At 33.6% G+C, this 18,910-nt stretch carries 14 protein-coding genes; all 14 read left to right on the plus strand.

The genetic code is table 11. The features are described from left to right. Nucleotides 1-9 precede the first annotated feature (9 nt). The 14 genes from H8K90_RS12785 to H8K90_RS12850 all read left to right on the plus strand — a co-directional run bounded on the left by H8K90_RS12785 (nt 10) and on the right by H8K90_RS12850 (nt 18,898). Nucleotides 10-1,473 (plus strand): tail fiber domain-containing protein, encoded by a 1,464-nt coding sequence (locus tag H8K90_RS12785; protein WP_186846378.1) that lies wholly within the window; start codon nt 10-12, stop codon nt 1,471-1,473. A gap of 10 nt (nt 1,474-1,483) precedes the next feature. Then, a complete protein-coding gene (locus H8K90_RS12790; protein WP_186846379.1) occupies nt 1,484-2,953 on the plus strand; it encodes a hypothetical protein in 1,470 nt (489 codons plus the stop codon). Nucleotides 2,954-3,005: 52 nt separating this feature from the next. Next, a complete protein-coding gene (locus tag H8K90_RS12795) occupies nt 3,006-3,629 on the plus strand; it encodes a hypothetical protein (protein ID WP_186846380.1) in 624 nt (207 codons plus the stop codon). A gap of 64 nt (nt 3,630-3,693) precedes the next feature. After that, the gene (locus H8K90_RS12800) at nt 3,694-5,007 is read left to right on the plus strand and encodes a hypothetical protein (RefSeq protein WP_186846381.1); all 1,314 of its coding nucleotides are present in this window, start codon (nt 3,694-3,696) and stop codon (nt 5,005-5,007) included. A gap of 12 nt (nt 5,008-5,019) precedes the next feature. Then, entirely contained in the window at nt 5,020-6,750 is a 1,731-nt protein-coding gene (locus H8K90_RS12805; RefSeq protein ID WP_186846382.1) for an OmpA family protein, read from the plus strand. Between the two features lie 16 nt (nt 6,751-6,766). Further along, nucleotides 6,767-7,453: a hypothetical protein gene (locus tag H8K90_RS12810; protein ID WP_186846383.1), complete on the plus strand. Its 687-nt coding sequence runs from the start codon at nt 6,767-6,769 to the stop codon at nt 7,451-7,453. 6 nt (nt 7,454-7,459) lie between these two features. Next, the gene (locus H8K90_RS12815; protein ID WP_186846384.1) at nt 7,460-8,899 is read left to right on the plus strand and encodes a hypothetical protein; all 1,440 of its coding nucleotides are present in this window, start codon (nt 7,460-7,462) and stop codon (nt 8,897-8,899) included. A gap of 20 nt (nt 8,900-8,919) precedes the next feature. After that, complete coding sequence (locus H8K90_RS12820) at nt 8,920-9,540, plus strand: hypothetical protein (protein WP_186846385.1); 621 nt, start codon at nt 8,920-8,922, stop codon at nt 9,538-9,540. Between the two features lie 254 nt (nt 9,541-9,794). Next, nucleotides 9,795-10,832, plus strand: a complete 1,038-nt coding sequence (locus H8K90_RS12825; protein WP_246457742.1) for a hemagglutinin protein — start codon at nt 9,795-9,797, stop codon at nt 10,830-10,832. Between the two features lie 10 nt (nt 10,833-10,842). After that, nucleotides 10,843-11,613, plus strand: coding sequence for a T9SS type A sorting domain-containing protein (locus H8K90_RS12830; RefSeq protein WP_186846386.1), 771 nt, complete (start codon nt 10,843-10,845; stop codon nt 11,611-11,613). Nucleotides 11,614-11,795: 182 nt separating this feature from the next. Continuing rightward, nucleotides 11,796-15,671 carry a hybrid sensor histidine kinase/response regulator transcription factor gene (locus tag H8K90_RS12835; protein WP_186846387.1) on the plus strand — a complete coding sequence of 1,292 codons (3,876 nt, stop codon included), beginning with the start codon at nt 11,796-11,798 and terminating at the stop codon, nt 15,669-15,671. Between the two features lie 114 nt (nt 15,672-15,785). Beyond that, nucleotides 15,786-15,932 carry a hypothetical protein gene (locus H8K90_RS12840; protein ID WP_186846388.1) on the plus strand — a complete coding sequence of 49 codons (147 nt, stop codon included), beginning with the start codon at nt 15,786-15,788 and terminating at the stop codon, nt 15,930-15,932. Then, nucleotides 15,929-17,392 carry a tail fiber domain-containing protein gene (locus H8K90_RS12845; RefSeq protein ID WP_186846389.1) on the plus strand — a complete coding sequence of 488 codons (1,464 nt, stop codon included), beginning with the start codon at nt 15,929-15,931 and terminating at the stop codon, nt 17,390-17,392. Before H8K90_RS12840 ends, H8K90_RS12845 begins: the two co-directional genes overlap by 4 nt. Nucleotides 17,393-17,398: 6 nt before the next feature. Next, nucleotides 17,399-18,898, plus strand: a complete 1,500-nt coding sequence (locus tag H8K90_RS12850; protein ID WP_186846390.1) for a T9SS type A sorting domain-containing protein — start codon at nt 17,399-17,401, stop codon at nt 18,896-18,898. Nucleotides 18,899-18,910 lie beyond the last annotated feature (12 nt).

The following is an 18,910-nucleotide window of genomic DNA, read 5'->3' on the forward strand; positions in this document are numbered from 1 at the left end:
AATAAGATTATGAAGACATTAATTACACTAATCATCATGTTTTTTATATCAGTTTCAAGCATTGCGCAACAAGGCATTAATTATAAAGCCATATTAAAAGATACTAATGGCAATGTTTTAGCAGATACTTATATGACCGTACAGTTTACGGTACATCAAGGGTCAGCAACTGGTGCAATTGTATATGAAGAAAGTCATAATTACACCACAGATGCTAATGGACTATTGATTTTAAACATTGGTACAGCTACCACACCAATTTTAGGTGTATTCTCCAATATAAATTGGAGTACAAATCAACATTTTCTGCAAACAACAATTACCTATAGTGGTGGCACCATTAATTTTGATGCTACTGAGTTTATGGCTGTACCTTATGCAAAACATGCTGAAACTGCCGAAACCGCTGCCAATGTATTTAGTGGCGATTATAATGATTTAATTAACCAGCCCACAATTTTACCAACAGGTTTAGAAAGGATTACAGAAAGCGCAGATCCTGTAACTGGACAATCTATTTATGGCTGGCGATTAATTGGCGTTAATAACGAAAATATAAATGTTTATGATCCTATTGGCTTTGATGCTATAGATTTAAGTACTAGAGCTAATTGGTTTCCTTCTAACACTAATCGTTATGGAGCTTCTGGTGAAAACTCTATAGCTATAGGTTTAAAAATTAGATCTAAAGGAGACTTTTCCACAGGAATTGGATCTGACATAACAGCTTCAGGAGATTATTCTACAGCATTTGGATTTTATGTTACAGCTTCAGGAGATTATTCTACGGCAATGGGAAATTATGTATCGGCCAAATCTTATGCAGAAACAGCAATGGGTAGATACAATACAAACTATGAGCCAAATTCTATAGATTCTTGGAATTCAGAAGACCGCTTATTTGTTATAGGAAATGGCAATGATTTTTCTAGTCGAAGTAATGCATTAACCATTTTAAAAAATGGAGAGGTTATAACTGGTGGTCCATTAACCGTTCAAAACGCATTAAACGACACATCGTCATGGCGACTAGAAACGCGACCTAATGGTAGTTTGTCCATGTATAGAAATGGTAATTATCGTGGTTTCTTTAGTGAATCTACAGGTAATTACTCTTCAATTTCAGACAGACGTACTAAAAAAGACATCACAGCCTTAGAAAATGGCACACTTAAAAAAGTCATGCAACTCAATCCTGTAAGTTATTTAATGAAAGAGCAAACCGATACTAAGCGTAATTTAGGTTTAATCTCCCAAGAAGTACAAAAAATCTTTCCAAGTATTACAAACTATGTAGAAGAATCAGATTTACTGACTTTATCTTATACAGAGTTGATTCCTGTATTGATAAAAGCATTGCAAGAACAGCAAATGATTATTGAAGCTCAAAATGCAAAAGATGTTATACAAGATAAATCTATTGAAGCTTTAGTAACGCGTTTAAATCTATTAGAAGCTAAATCAACTAATTAAAAAACATATTATGAAAAATATAATAGTATTAATTATCACGCTTTTTATCTCAATCTCAAGTTTTGCGCAACAAGGCATCAACTACAAAGCTATTATTAAAGACGATAACGGAAATGTTGTTACCAATCAAGACCTCGAAGTTCGTTTTTTTATTCTCAAAAGTGGTGGTGGCTTAGAATATAATGAAGACCATCTAGCAACCACAGATGGTAACGGCTTAGTTATTCTTACAATAGGACAAGGTGTGCCAGGACAACTCCAAGATTTCACTACAATAGATTGGGGAGAAGAAGATTATATGTTAAGAGTTGGTATTGACTTAGATTTAGATGGCTCATTTGTTTATTTCGACGACACACCATTTAATGCTGTCCCTTATGCCCTTTTAGCAGAAAATGTAAAAAATCAAACATTTAAAAGTGAAGATGGCATTACTTATGGAGAAAATACATCAGATGATTTTGTTTTTGGTAGCAGTCAACTAGACGATACAGGCAATTCAATAGGCGATTCTCGTATGTTTTTTAATACAGGTAAGGGTTCATTTAGAGCAGGTAGAGCCTTAGCTACAGAATGGGATGACGAGAATATTGGTAATCGCTCAGTAGCTTTTGGACTCAATACTATTGCCACTGGCTCTTACAGTACTGCTTTAGGAAATAGAACTAATGCTCAATCCTATGCTTCTACAGCAATAGGAACCTATAATGTTGGTGGCGGAAATCCAAATGCTTGGGTTGGTACAGATCCGCTTTTTGAAATTGGAAACGGCACAGCCACCATAAGTACTGAAACTAGAAACAATGCATTAACTGTTCTTAAAAATGGTAGAGTGGGTATTGGCTACAATGCGGAAACGCCTACACAAACTTTGGATATAAGCGGTAAAATAAAAGTAGCCAATGATTTTACAACACCTACACCAGGTACAATTCGTTTTAACGAAACCGCAAATGCATTTGAAGGGTACATTGCAGAAACAGGTTGGGTAACACTTGGCGCAAAAAAAATGGAAAAAACAATAGTTATTCCAGCAACGGATTTCGTTGCTCGTTTAGTTAGCAGTATGAGTGTCGCTTACAGTTCTAATACTGTTTATTTATCAGGTTCTACACCTTCAAGTACCTTGCCTTATGTAGTAGCTCCATTGGTAGTACCTGTTGGTTCAAGATTGATTTCAATTTCTTATGTCTTTGAAGATGATAACCCTAACACAGATTTAAGTTTTGTCTTTTCAAAATACTGTGGCGATTCCAATGTTACTTCAGAAACCATTACTACTATAAATACTCATGTCGCAAATGGTATTGAAAGTTCTAATCTCCATAAATATACTTATAACATTAATGAAACTATTCAAGCAGGTTGTCAATACGTAATTAGCGCAAGTGCCGGAGCTAATTGGGGCAATGGTGGCATAGTTACGGGAATTCCTGGAGTAAAAGTTCATAAGGTTTATGTGCGTTACGAAGAGGAATAAAATACACATATACTTTGTTTCACTACTATATCATTAGCAACTATAAAAAATCATGAAAGAATACATCACACTTATAACCATATTACTCTTGGTTTCTTGCAAATCAGAAACCAAAAATGACACAAACCAAACCGTACAAGTTGAACAAAAAGAGCAAGCAGATAACAAAGAAATAACTACTAAACGTGAAATAGAATCTAAAGGCACTTTTCTTTGCAAAATCAACGGTAAAGACTGGTCTTACACCAAAGCTTCTGGGATTGTTTCAAGACATAGAAAAACAAAAAAACGTACTGCTATTATTACGTTTACCAAACAATTAGATAAGGGTAAAGAAAGCGTACAACTATTTTATGATGTAGATAAAAACATTCTCGAAGAAGCGACAGCTATTCTTAAACTTCCAAAAAAAGGAGGAGGCAAAATGAGTGCCATGTATAGAATTCAATTAAATGGTAGCAAACGTCTACCAGAAAGTGAGATTTCTGGCACAATAGATCTGTCTAACGCAACGGCTGCTTCTGGTACAGCTGAGGTTTCAAAAATGAAAATCCGCTTTGAGGAAGGTAATCTAGAAGATGAGACAATGAGTGCAATAACCTTTACACCATTAAATTTTAGTGGTATAGGTTATTCAGATTCCGAAAAACTATTTGGTTCTCAAAACAATGATTAAAAATAGGCATGAATCTTCTAAAACATGCAGATGATGAAATTGCAAATTATTAAAATTTATACATATGAAAACGAATATATTTTATACGACCCTTGTTCTCTTATTGTTAGGTATTAACTTTTTATCAGCACAACCATTTACGCTCGATAAAAATATTAAGCCCATAAGATTAGGGTTAACTGAACACCCAAAATATGAAGGAGCAAAGTATATTGAAGGTAGTTTAACCTTAAAAAAGGACTCCACAAATTATCATTATGTTGAAGGACATGATATTTATCAATATGTTGATATTTTCATCTATGCCAATGATGCTAAGGCACGTTTACAAGCAGATGTTGTCTATAATAGTTGGAATAATATAGAGGAAACACAAAAAACATCAACTTCCGAAAACGGATTTATCAACTTTAAATTAAGAAGCTATCAGGATATCGGTTTTACTGTAAAATCTGAAGAAACCCACGATGTTCCTTATTCTATAGTTGTCAACGCAAGTCCTGAAGTAATGCATCATTTAGGTTCACCTTTTGTTAAAGCTACAGAAACAACCTTAGGATCAGATAGTGCAGTAGTCAATTCTGAAGCAAAGACCGATACTGTCCAAGAAGCCAATAATAACCTGTGGATTTATATTGTCATTGGTGTACTATTATTAGTGGTAGGTTTATTGGCAGGAAAATTAATGGGAAGAAAAAATACCATGCTGTTAATTGTTTTACTGACAATCCATGGTGTACCAACTTTAAGTTATGGACAAACAGTTGGTATTGAACGCGCCAGAGAATCTAATCTAGAAACAGAAATATTTCATAGAAGAGAAAGAAACTCTGTTAATGCTACTATAAATGGACAAATCGATGCAAGAATAAACACTATAAATAAAGCATTTGCCACTGCAGATGCCTTAGAAGAATATATAAGGCAATATAGGAATGTAGGCTCTTGTTTAGGTTCTGCTCCACCTCCTGGCCAACCAAGAATACCATCTTTCTGTAATGATGAAGACAGTGATTGCGCAGATTGCTTTAGGTCTGCACGTGCAGAATTTAATCGATGTAGATATAATTTAGAGAGACTTCAAACCATCTATAATTGTTCTAAAGCATTTACGGATGCTGCTGTTGCATTGGGAGATAATACATCTGGTTATCATGGTGTTGTGGGCATCGTTTGGCAATCGCAAAGAAGAGGAATTATGAGAAGCATTGATGAAGTAGATAAAGCGTATGATTCTAAACGTATCGAAATGTTAGAATCGTTTCATAACAGTTTAATGGCTTTAGATGCCTGCGAACGTGCTCATGGCTTAGAAGATTGGTATGATAGATTTGGTGTAATGTTCTACAATTTTGTAGAAATGAGGTATCACAGATAAATTTTAAAAACAATGAAAAAAACAGTCTTTCTATTATTAGTTGTATTTGTGAGCTACTCCTGTGGTAACAAATCGGGTGATTCCAAAGCGTCTGATGTACATGTGGATACGCATTCCAATGCCAATCCTGAGCCAGAGAGTTCTAAAAGTAATACTGAAAAGTCTTCAGATAAAACTACCAATTCCGAATTAAACGATTTGTTCAATTTGGGCAAAGGTATGCTTGAAGCTTCTGAAAAAAGTGAAACAGATTTTCAATTAGATACCGAAATGGTACTGGATATGTTAGAGCAAAGTGGAGTGTCTCGTGAATCATTAGAAAAACTTATTAATAATCCAGATAGTCTTAAGGTACTAGCTCAGCAAGCTATGAAGGAGCGACAGGAAGCACAAAATGCTGAAGACAAAGTTTATTTAAAAGGTAATATTTCCAAAGAACAATTGACCTCAAAAAACACAAGTACTGGAATATCATTAGAAGAAGCCATTTTAATAGTCCAAGCCGAATCTGGTCCGAAAGCCACAATGGCAAAACTTAAAAAAATAGATTCATTGGCTGGTACCAATGTAATGTCTCAATTGGATCTCACAGAAGCAGGTTACGTAATGCGTGATGTAGAACGGATAAATGAAGTGCCAGCAACAACCGATGAAAAAAGAGAAATGGAAGTACTGAATAAGTTGTCTTCACAAGTGCACAGTGATATAGAAGCGACCAAATTATTAGCTGAACTTACTAAAAAGGAACAAGATATAGAATCCGGAAAATTAAATGCCAGTCCTGAGTATCAACGCTCCATAAAGTTCAATAAAAGCATTGTAAATACCTATCGAAATCAGATTGTCCGTAAGGCTACGGCAGCAAAGAAAGAATTTCAAAAACTCAATCCAAATCTTTATTATGGCGATGATGTTGGTGTAACTTATATCGGACATCAAAAGAAGGCTGTTTATCTGCCATTGGGTTCCCTCTCATTTGCAGACAAAGTAGTTGAGGCACATCATCCAAAATTATTGACGCAGCAAGTAAATAATGTGTTGGGAGAACCAGACGTCATTGAAGGTTTTTTACCCGAGGACATTGCCGGAATTCACAGTTTAGGGTTAGCAGGCACATTAACTGTACAATTTATAGATAATGCATTAACTAACGTTAACGGTCCAGACCTGTACATTTTTGAAATTGGTAAAATTGAACCTACGGATTTAGAAATTTCAAAAGATGGCATCGACTGGATTAAGGTAGGAAAGATTGATGGTGGAGTTGCTGCGGTAGATATTGGACCTTTTGTAAAAAACGGTGAGCTTTTCTATTATGTACGCCTAAAAGACCTTAAAGAGGAAAGCGCCCTACCTGGAGCAGATGTGGACGCCATTGCTGCAATTGGTGCTGCTATGCGATTAAATTTAGATAGCCAAGTTTTATTCGATTCTGGTAAAAGTGAATTAAAACCAAAAGGTTTAGATGCCCTAAAAGAATTGGTAAATAGTATTACTGTACTCAAAAAAGGCAAAATCATAGTTGAAGGCCATACAGATGATGTGGGTTCAGAATCTACAAACAATGCTTTGTCTCTGGCGAGAGCCAAAAGTGTTTCAAAAGCTTTGAGACAGTTAATTCCCAGCACCCAATTTAAATGGCAAGAAAAAGGCTATGGAGAATCTCAACCTTTGGTTGAAAATGATTCAGACATAAATAGAGCGAAAAATAGAAGAGTAGAGATTTTGATTTTACCGAATTAAAAAAATGTTTAAACACATGAAAAGTAAGTCTATCATATTTAGTTTCATAACCATGTTGATATTTCAAATGGTTAATGGTCAAAAGCTAGAGCAAAAAGAAGTAGAGCATTTAAAAGACGTTTTAAACACGACTGTTGCTTCTAGTTTTAAAGTAGAATTAAAAAAAGATAAAGCACATTGCAGTATTGACGAGTTAAGCAAAACACTCGATTTAAGAGATAGTCACCACATTGCGGAAGATAGCCTTTCTAAAGAAGCTAAAACAAAATTATATAAAGGTCGTTATGGTGGTCCTGTTTTTTGGAAGTATAATTTTGAAACGACAACTAACTCAGAAGTCGTATTTAAATCTAATAAATACCAACAGTTATTCTGCACTATTTCTTTTAATGACCAAGATATCATTGTTATAAAAAGTCAACTTAATGCTTATACGAGCCATCATAAAACGACAGATTCGGCATTGCATAATGTGGAGTGGACTGGAGATAAATACATAAGTCTATTGTTAACACCAAAAAGGGTGGATTCTAAAATTACATTCGAATTAAAAGGGATAACAATAAGCGGAAAGTTTAAAAGACAAGATAACCATGAATTAACAAAGAATTACTCAAAATTATTGAGAACTATTTTAAAACGGGAATTTAAAACACTTTTTGAGTCTGACGATATGACGCAATTATTATCAACTAAAAATTAAAAAATCATGAAAAACACACTAATTACAATACTCATCGCTATATTAATGTCAATTTCATGTTTTGCACAACAAGGTATTAATTACAAGGCTGTTATTAAAGATAATCAAGGTAATGTATTAGCCAACGAACTGATAGATGAGGTTCAATTTACGATTACTACTGGTATTTCAGCTGTTTACCAAGAAACCCACGCGCCCACAACAGATGATAACGGAATCATCATAGTGAATATAGGTGAAGGGACGCCAACGGCTGGATCTTTTGATGCTATTGATTGGGCCAATGGAGCTCATTTTTTAAATGTTCAAATAAATACAGGAAATGGGCTTACTGATATGGGCACTTCACAATTTATGGCTGTACCTTATGCTTTATCCGCAGCCAACGCACCTAAGAATATAGATGACTTATCAGACGGTAAATCAGACACTGGTGGATCCTCACTATTCATGGGTATAGATGCAGGATTAAATGATGATGGTACAGATAATAAAAATACAAGCATAGGATTTAATACATTAAACCTGAATACAACAGGCATTAATAATACAGCTGTTGGTTATGAAGCATTAAAAAATAATACTTCTGGTGGAAATACCGCTATTGGTTTTGAAGCATTAAGAGTAAATTCAACTGGATTTGGTAATACTGCCATAGGTTCAGAATCATTGAATTTTAATATATCCGGAGAAAAAAATACTGCTATTGGCCGTGATGCATTACAACGTAATACATCAGGAATAGAAAATACTGCTATTGGAGAAGATGCTATGAATGACAATACAACTGGAGATTATAATACGGCTATTGGACAGGAATCAATGGATAAGAATTCAAGCGGAAACAGGAATATTGCCATAGGGAGGCAAGCCTTAAGATCAAATACAATTGGCGCAGGAAATATTGCTATAGGTATCAATGCAGGCACAGGAAATGTAACAGGTAGTGGCAATATTTTTATTGGAAGCTCAACAGGTTCTGGTACGAGTACGAGTAGTAAGTTGTTTTTAGGACCAAAATTCAATAACATCCCATATTTATACGGTGATTTTGATACAAGATTGCTTCGTCTTAATGGCACGTTTGAAGTTAATGATGATATAAATGTTGCAGGCACTTTAGATGTTTCTGAAGAAATAAATAGAGAAGCCACTGGTGATGCAAATATGGTTCCTATCGCTTATGGTACTATAAGTTCTACAGGATCAATACTTAGTGGGACAGGCAATTTTACCGTAGATGTTACAAATGCGCCTACTGTTTACATTAATGTGGCGGGTTCAAGTTTAAGTCATACTAATAGTTCGGCTTCAGTTGTGCCATTATCTGGTCAGTTTAGAACGGCTAGTATAACACATTCTAATGGTGATTTAAGGGTTTATATTTTCAATTCTAGTGGTACGCAAGTCGCAAACACCTTCCAATTTGTTATATATAAATTATAAAACTATTTAAACACATAATTATGAAAAATATTATAATACTCATCGGCATATGCCTAATGGTCTCCTGCAAACCAGAAACAAAAGAAAACAACAGCACAACCGCTAAAAATGAAACAAAGCAAGAAGTCGCAACTACACAAAAGCAGAGTGCAGATTACAGCAGTTTGTTTAACAATTACTCCTGCGATGTCTCTATTGCAGTACTTGCCAAAATATTAAAAATACCAGTTTCTGATATTAGGGTGCTAGAAAGTAATTCTCTAAACGAATGTTTTTTTAAAATCAAAGGTTTTGGGGAAGGTCATGACAATACAGGGACAACTTTGCGCTTTATGCCAGTTCCTAGTAGTAAGGAACAAATCAAAAAAGAAATAGCTAACCTGCTCAAAGATAAGGCAGAGCTACCTAGCGGAGTACTTATGGGTAGAGATATATTATTAGCGGATACTGGCGATTGCTACATTGCATTACAGCCACGGAGAGGTATGGTGAGCATTTTAAATGAAAACTATAATAGCTTTATTGTAATTACGTATCAAACTAAAGCTTCGGTGCAAGGTAGAACAGAGGAGCAGCATGACCTACTCAAGTTAAAGGCAATTGATTTGGCAAATTATTTGGTTAAAACACATAAAAAATGACATTTCTAAATTACGTCGGTTCATTAGTTATAGGATTAGTTTTATTAAATTTTTTGCTATTACTATTGAGGTGTAATAAGGATAAATAACTGTTAGCACAGTAATGTTACATAAGTTACACTATTTGTTACAATGGTGATACCTTGAAAATGAGGTTGTTTATAATTTAGTACTCATTAAAAAATAATTACAGCTCTTAGCTTTTTTAAATAATTAGTTCCTTTCACAAAAACACAATTAAAATTTTGAATAAAATGAAACAACTACTTACAATTCTGATGCTTTTACTCGTCCTACCAGTAGCATCTCAAACCATAGAAAAATTCAGCATAGATTCTGGTGGTGCATCGGCAACTGCTGGAGGCATTCAAATGCTATATACCATTGGCGAAGTCAATGTACAAGAATTAAGCGCTGGAGGGATTTCAATATCCGAAGGCTTTATTAATGCTGATCTCAAAATCAGTATCAATCCTAAGATGTTTTTACAAGGGCCAATGCTTAATCCTGCTAATGCAGATTTAATGAATGACGATTTACGTGCAGCTGGTTATATACCAACCACAAGTCCATATACAGATGCTGCAACTTGTAATGCCTCTGTTTTTAATGTTACTGGTGACAATGCTATTGTAGATTGGGTTTGGATAGAACTGAGAGATAAAAATAATGACACAACTGTTATTTTATCACAATCGGCTTTGTTACAACGCGATGGTGATGTGGTAGCTACTGACGGTGTTTCTAATCTTAGTCCTAATGTCTCAGCAGATGATTATTACGTGGTTGTAAATCATAAAAATCATTTGGGTATTATGACAAATTCAACGGTTGCTATAGATAAATCATCATCACCAACTATAGTAGATTTTACTGATGTAAATACCATTACTTATGGGACACAAGCGCAAGCTACTTTAACTAATGGTAACATGGCTCTTTGGGCTGGAGATACTAATGGCGATGGTGTTATAAATTTCTCTGGAGACATTAACCGTGTACTAACGGATATCATTTTATTTCCTTCAAATTCAAGTTTTAGTACCAGTTATGATTTTGTTGATGGATATTTTCAATCTGACGTATTTCTCGATGGTAATGTGTCTTTTTCAAACGAGAACAACCAAATATTACTATCTATACTCTTATATCCACTAAACACCAGCTTTAGCTCGCAATACAATTTATTTGAAGAACAATTGCCTTCACCATCTGCATTACGAAGTGCAACACAACTTAATCTAGACATACAGCGATTAGAAAATGCGATAGAAATATTAAATAATAATTAAAACCAAAATCATGAAAAAAACAATTACACTTTTTGCAATCTTACTTTGCACAGCATCACTTTTTGCTCAAAACGTCACTTTTGAATTACGTTGGGATGCCAATAATTCTCTATACGAATTATATGTAACAAGAGATATGGATGCCGCTGCGCCAGTAACGACTGGTGGTACATCATCGGTAACAATAGTGTTTCCATCAGATGGTGTTGCGGGTACAAGAACGTTAGCTCATACTAGTGAGAGTGTATCAACTTATAATTCTGCAGGAATTATTAGAAGTCCAGAAGCAGCACCAGATAACGATTATTATGTCTTTAATTCAACAGGAGGTTCTAGTTATATTGGTGTTTTAAATGCAGGTGCAGAAGTACTATGGATGACTTTTACACCATCGGACGGTAATTCGGAGGCACGTCTATTTGAAAATGATAGTGACCCAGATTCAACAGCTAACGGAATGATGGGTATAAATGCAAGGTCATCGTTCTTTACTATTACTCAAGCTGGTGCTATTGATGAGTTTGCCGGAAATATACTGAACACTCCAGAGGTTAGTGAATTAGCAGAGTTAACACTGTATCCTAATCCTGCCAAAAACAAGGTCAATATTGTATCTAGTAATCCAATAGATAGTGTAGAAGTTTATGATATCTTAGGGAAACAGGTAAGAGCACTTAATAATACCAACGAAATCGATGTTTCAAATTTAAATGCCGGAATTTATTTGTTTAAAATATGGATTGGGAATAAAATTGAAACTAGAAAAATTGTTATTGAATAACGTTGAATTCTAAATAGAAGCACAAGTTAGATCATTGCTTATTTAAATTAGAATTCGCACAATAGAAACAGACATTTATTAACCCTTAATTAAATATAATTTTAAGCTAAGCTTTTGAAATTGAAGTAATATTCATTCAATTTTAGTTTGAATTATCAGTAAGCATTCAATAACTTTACTCTATGATTATCAATAGAGTAAAGTTATTTTTTTTATGCCTTTTAATACCTGTTAGCTTATTATTTGCACAAGAGAGCAAACAGTTTTCATTTAGAAGCGTTACAGTAAATGAAGGACTCTCACAAAATAGTGTTGTTAGTATAACTCAAGATAGTATTGGGTATATGTGGTTTGCAACCCAAGATGGGTTAAACAAATATGATGGCAGAGATTTTACTCACTTTAATAAGCAATATCAAGATGTTACACGTTCTAATTACACCCAATTAGGGCAACTTCTTTCAGATTCTTATGGCGATTTATGGTCTTACAGCTCTAATGAAATTATAGAAAAATACAATTATACGTCTAAGGTGTTTGACTCTATTACTTCTATACACAATGCTACCGTTATGCATAGAAAAGATTCTGAAACATTGTGGGTTGGCACTTTAGACAAAGGCTTAGTTACTATTAATATAAAAACACAAAAAACTAAGTCCATCTTTAAAGAACAGCTTTATAATTCTTCTGTTTTTGAAATACAGGCAATCGATAATTCCTTGTATTTAGGAACCAGTATAGGTATTTTTAAAATTGACAATGAATTAATTTCTCATATAGCTTCTACAGATAATTTTGCTGTAAGTAGTATAATAAAGTATGGTGAGAATATTATTTTCGGAACCTATAACAAAGGTATACATGCAATTAACGTTAAGTCAAATAACCTATCACATACATTATTAACAAATAAATTACCTAACAATCTTAATATCCAAGATATATTTTTAGATTCTAAATCTCGATTATGGATTGCCACCTATGGAGATGGACTATATCTATTAGATACTGATCAAAAACTTTTAAACTTTAAAGCAAATAAGGAAGACCCTTTTGCTTTACATTACAATGATATTTTAAAAATTTATGAAGATATTACCGGAAATATTTGGTTTGGATCAGAAGGTGCTGGCTTAAGTTATTACGATGAGCACTTGGTAAAGTTTAACACTATTACAAGTAAACAGGTTCCAGAAAATGTTAGTGTAGATGTTGTACGTTCTATTACAGTAGACGCTAATAATATTATGTGGTTAGGCACTTCTGGTAAAGGGCTTACTAGAATTGAAAGGGCAAACAAATTATACAAAACCTTTACAACTCATAATTCAGAACTATCTAGTAATAGAGTAATGAGCTTACTTTTTACAGATAATAAACTATGGATTGGACATCAATCTAATGGATTGCAAATATTAAAACCAAATGGTGAATTTCAATCTTTTCCAGAATTAAATAATTATGCTATTTGGAAAATATATAAAGATGCTAATGCTAACATTTGGCTATGTACTCGCACAGCAGGACTCATTAAATTTGATAAAAATCATGGTATCATAGAAACTTATAATAGTAATAATTCAAAACTATCAAACAATATTAGAACCATTGAGCAAGGAAAGGACAATAAACTATGGATTGGTACAGACGTTGATGGTTTATACAAATTAGATTGTACTACTAAAAATATTGAAAAAATAGATAAGTTTGATGACAAAATAAAATCATTAAACTATTTTAATGGAGTACTATGGATTGGAACTAATGGAAATGGTATTAAAAGTATAGATGAAGAAACGCTAAAAGTAAAAGATTATGATTTTGAATATGGTTTAGCAAATAATGTTATATATGGTCTTTTACGAGATGATAATGATAATTTTTGGGCAAGCACAAATAAAGGAATCGCCAGATTCAATCCAAATGACCCTTTTAAGCATTATGTTGAAAATTTTACAATAGTAAACGGTTTACAAGCGTACGAATTTAATACAGGAGCTTATTTTAAGGCAGTTGATGGTCAATTTTATTTTGGAGGTATTGAAGGTGTCAATTGGTTTGACCCAGAAAAAATAACCTACAATCAGTCAAAACCAAAAACCACTATCTCTAAGTTCGAAGTTTTTGGTAAAGAAAAAAAACTATATGATGATTTAGTATTTGCGCATAATCAAAATACTATTACATTTACTTTTTCTAGTCTACATTTTTCGCATCCAGAAAAAAATACATATAGTTATATATTAGAAAACCATGATAAAGATTGGTCAGATTCAAATATAAAAAATTTTGCTCACTACACTAACTTACCGCCAAACGACTATACCTTTAAAGTTATTTCTAGTAATTATGAAGGTATTTGGAATAAAGAACCAACAACAGTTTCTTTTAAAATATTAAAACCGTGGTATGCTACCAATTTAGCGCTCATTACGTACAGCTTATTAATTGTCCTATTGTTATATGGTGTTTACAGTTATTTTAAATTTAAATGGAAACTAGAAACTCAGGTAAAACTAGAACATGCGGAAGCAGAACGATTAAGACAACTCGACAATTTCAAAACAAAACTATACACTAATATTTCGCACGAGTTTAGAACACCTCTAACCTTAATTTCTGGTCCAATAGACAAACAACTCGCTAGCAAAACTATAAACCAAAAAAATAAGCAAGAATTACTAGTAGTAAAACAAAATGCTTTACGTCTATTAGGCTTAGTCAATCAAATGATGGATTTATCTTTAATTGATGCCGGACAAATAAAACTTAAAGTAGAAAAAGGAAATTTAGGCATTATCTTAAAACAATTGGTGTCAGCTTTTCAATATAAAGCCAAAGAAAAAGATATAAAGATTGAATCTAATATAGATGATTTACATAATTGTTGGTTTGATAAAGATATTGTAGAAAAAATCGGTTCTAATTTGCTCTCTAATGCGATAAAATATTCTCCAAAAGAATCAACAGTTTATTTTTCTGCACAGCAGCAAAATGATCAATTACAACTGTCTGTCATTAATCAAAATAACACAATTAAGGCTGATAAATTAGGCCAATTATTTCAACGGTTTTATCAAGATAATGAAGCTTCCGAAGGAGTTGGTGTTGGTTTAGCTTTAGTAAAAGATTTGGTAACACTCTCTAAAGGCACAATTTTAGCAAATACTCTTGATGATCATAAAATTCAATTTAACATCACTTTACCAATTACAAAAGATGCCTTTGAAGAATATGAATTAATAAAACTCGATAAACCAGAAATAGAAAACATAAATAATACAACTACTATAAATGAACGACCAACACTTATAATTATTGACGATAAAAAAGATATTCTAAATTTTGTAGCTTCAATTTTTGAAGAAAACTATAATGTTATTAAAACAACAAAGTCTAGCGAAGGCTTACAAATAGTTAAAAAGCAGCTACCAGATCTAGTTATTAGTGATATTATGATGCCAGAAATAAATGGTATAGAACTCTGTAACCAACTAAAATCAGATACCCTAACAAGTCATATTCCTATTGTTTTATTGACCGCAAAAGTCACTCAAGAACAACAACGCGAAGGTTTAGAAACTGGCGCAGATGCCTATGTCACAAAACCTTTTAATGCAGACATTTTAAAAGTACGAGTGAATAAACTCATAGAAATGCGTGAGCAATTAAAGCAGCGTTTTATTGAGCAACCAATTCTTACTAAAGAATTAGAAGTTACATCTGTTGAAGCAGAATTTATGCAACGCCTAAAAGAAGTATTAGATACAAATATAGTTGACCCAGAATTTACATCAGATGCTTTTAGTAAATATATGTTAATGAGCAGAACCCAATTGCATAGAAAGCTAAAAGCTATTGTTGGTATGACGACTTCAGAATTTATCAGATCTCAACGTATGTTATTAGCTAGAGATATCTTAAAGAAACAAAATATTAGTATCTCTGAAGCAGCTTATTTAGTTGGTTTTAATTCTGTCAGCTACTTTATAAAGTGCTTTAAAAAGAGTTATAACGAAACTCCTTCACAATTTATAGCAAAGTTTAATCCCTAATTTTAAAGGTTTCTAGTGCCTTGTTACATATGTATAACATCTTGAAACATATGTAATATTCTCCTACATACATCTCAAATAGCTTTGTAAATGCAAGATTTATAGTATTTGCAAATGACTAAACTAAAAACTACAGGCAAAGCAGAAAATAATCTGCCATCACAACTTTATATAGCTGTTGATCATCTAAAGGATGGCACATATCAATTAAATATAATGAGTAACAATACAATTGTCTCATCTATAAAATTTGAAAAATGAAAACACAACTTACATTTTTAGTATTGCTAATTTCAATAATTAGTATTGCCCAAAACGGAATTAATTACAAAGCTTTAATAAAAGATGCTACAGGAAATGTCATAAGCAATCAAGAAATAGATGTGGTTTTTACTATTAAAATTGATAACGAATCGGTCTATAGCGAATCACAACAGGTGTTTACTGATATTAACGGAATTGCAATTGCTGTGATTGGAGTAGGATCAATAATTAGTGGCGATTTTATGTCTATAGATTGGAAACGTAGAAATGCTGAACTCAACGTACAAATAGATTTAGGAGAAGGACTTGTAGACTTTGGCAACACACCATTTAATTCAGTTCCATATGCGAAACACGCTTTAAATACGGAAGGTCTTGAAGCTATTGATGAAGGTAATGGTAGTGGTTTTAGATTGGTTGGAAGAGATCCAACTCATGTTGGCAATATAGGTTTGCATGCCCTTGACTTAAGTTACAGTTCATTAGAATCAACATCAAGAGGTGCCACTGGTTTTGTTTCAGTAGCTATGGGAGCTAATACAACTGCTTCAAACCAAGGTGCCACAGCAATGGGATCAGGTTCAGTAGCCTCTGGGTTTAACTCTACAGCAATGGGAAGCAATACATCCGCATCTGGAGTAAATTCTACAGCTATGGGAGACATCACAAATGCAGTTGGATTATATTCAACCGCAATGGGTCGTAGAACTAACGCAGAAGCGGCATTTTCAACTGCGATTGGTAGATATAATATTGGTGGTGGCAACACGGAATCTTGGATAGAAACTGATCCTCTTTTTGAAATTGGGACTGGTTCTGGAACAGTAAGAGCAAATGCATTAACCGTTTTAAAAAATGGTAATTTAGGATTAGGTACTCATACACCTCAAGAACTTTTACATATTACAGGAGGTCGCTTACGTATTGGCAGTGAGACTATAGAAGACGGTGGAACTGATATTTTAGCATTCAGTTCAAGTCTAGTGCCTACTGTCGACGAAGATGATCGTTTAGGTGGCCCAAATCGAAAATGGTTAGATGTCTATGCCGTAAATGGTACCATACAAACTTCTGATAGACGAAACAAAACTAATATTGCAAATTTAAATTATGGACTTGCAGAGGTTTTAAAAATGCAACCAGTAAGTTTTAACTGGAAGAACAAAAATAATCCAGATACAAAAATAGGGCTCATTGCACAAGATCTTCAAATATTAGTACCCGAAGTGGTCCACACACATATATGGGAAAAAGATGAAGTATCTGGAACATTAACAAAAAAAGAGTTAGATCGTTTAGGTGTGTATTATTCAGATCTCGTTCCTGTACTTATTAATGCTATAAAAGAGCAAAACAAAATTATTGAAAGTCAAGGAGCCGCTTTAAAAGCTTCAAAAGACAATTATGAAGCCTTGTTAACTCGTGTAGAACAATTAGAATCTAAATCCTCAAATTAATTTATCATGAATTTAAAATACACAATATTGCTTTTCTTTCTCTTGTTTAGTTCTTTCCTTTTATCAGCACAATGGATGCAAATAGGAAATGATATTGATGGAGAAGCTATAAATGATCAATCAGGCTGGTCTGTATGTTTAAGTGCTAATGGAAATACGGTCATTGTTGGTGCACCTTATAATGATGCTAATGGTTCAGCATCTGGACACGTACGTATTTTTGAAAACAATGTTAATACTTGGCAACAAAAAGGGAATAACATTAATGGTGTTGCTGCAAGCGACCAATTTGGTTTTTCAGTAAGTATTAGTGGAGATGGCAATACAATTGCTATAGGTGCACCTGATAATAATGATAACGGATTTGAGGCTGGCCATGTAAGAGTTTATAATTTTCAAGGTAATGATTGGGTACAGATAGGAAACAATATTATTGGTGAAGCTTTTAGCGATCATTCAGGTTATTCTGTAAGTCTTAGTGATGATGGAAATCGTTTAGCAATAGGCGCACCAGATAATGGTTTAGTGGAAAATGTAGGTAGTAATTATGGACAAGTACGTGTATATGAAAATCAAAGTGGTAATTGGGTGCAAATTGGTAATGATATTGACGGTGAAAATCCTGAAGATAATTCAGGAATTGCAGTAAGTCTTAGTGCGGACGGAAGCATTGTGGCCATTGGCGCACCAAACAATAATGATGCGGCACAAGGTGCAGGCCAAGTAAGAGTTTATACTTTCGAAACTGATACTTGGGTTCAAATAGGAGAAGATATAGATGGTGTGGCTTTAAATGATAAATTCGGAAGTGCAATAAGTTTAAACGATCAAGGTAATATTCTTGCAGTAGGTGCATTAGATCATGCTGGTATTGGTCAAGTACGTGTTTTCGAAAATTTAGCCAATACGTGGACGCAAATTGGTAGTGCTATTGATGGAGAAGCTATTGATGATGAATTTGGTTTTTCGGTAAGTCTAAATGCAGAAGGCACTATTCTTGCAGTTGGAGCACGTTATAATAGTGATTTTACATTAGATGCTGGTCATACCCGAATCTTTAAAAATCAATCGGGCAATTGGCAACAAATCGATGCCGATATTGATGGTGAAGCATCACAAGATCGTTCCGGTAACTCAGTAAGCTTAAGTGCAAATGGCAACATTATAGCTATAGGTGCCTATCTCAATGATGGTAATGGTTCTAATACAGGGCATGTTCGTTTGTTTTCTAATGACAATATTTTAAATCTTGAAACTGTCAACCTTCAAGATAAATTAACAGTATATCCTAATCCTGTAACTACTCAAATACATATAGATTTAAAGGACATAAATAAACATTTTAATGTACAGCTCTATAATATGCATGGGAAACTACTGTATTCACAATACCAGACTAACGCAAATCATATCACCATTAATACGACCTCATTTTCTGAAGGCATCTATGTTCTAAAATTACAATTAGATAAAACATTAAAGACTTTAAAAATGATTAAGCAATAAAATGCTACGATT

This window comes from Winogradskyella echinorum (assembly GCF_014297365.1).
GTDB lineage: Bacteria > Bacteroidota > Bacteroidia > Flavobacteriales > Flavobacteriaceae > Winogradskyella > Winogradskyella echinorum.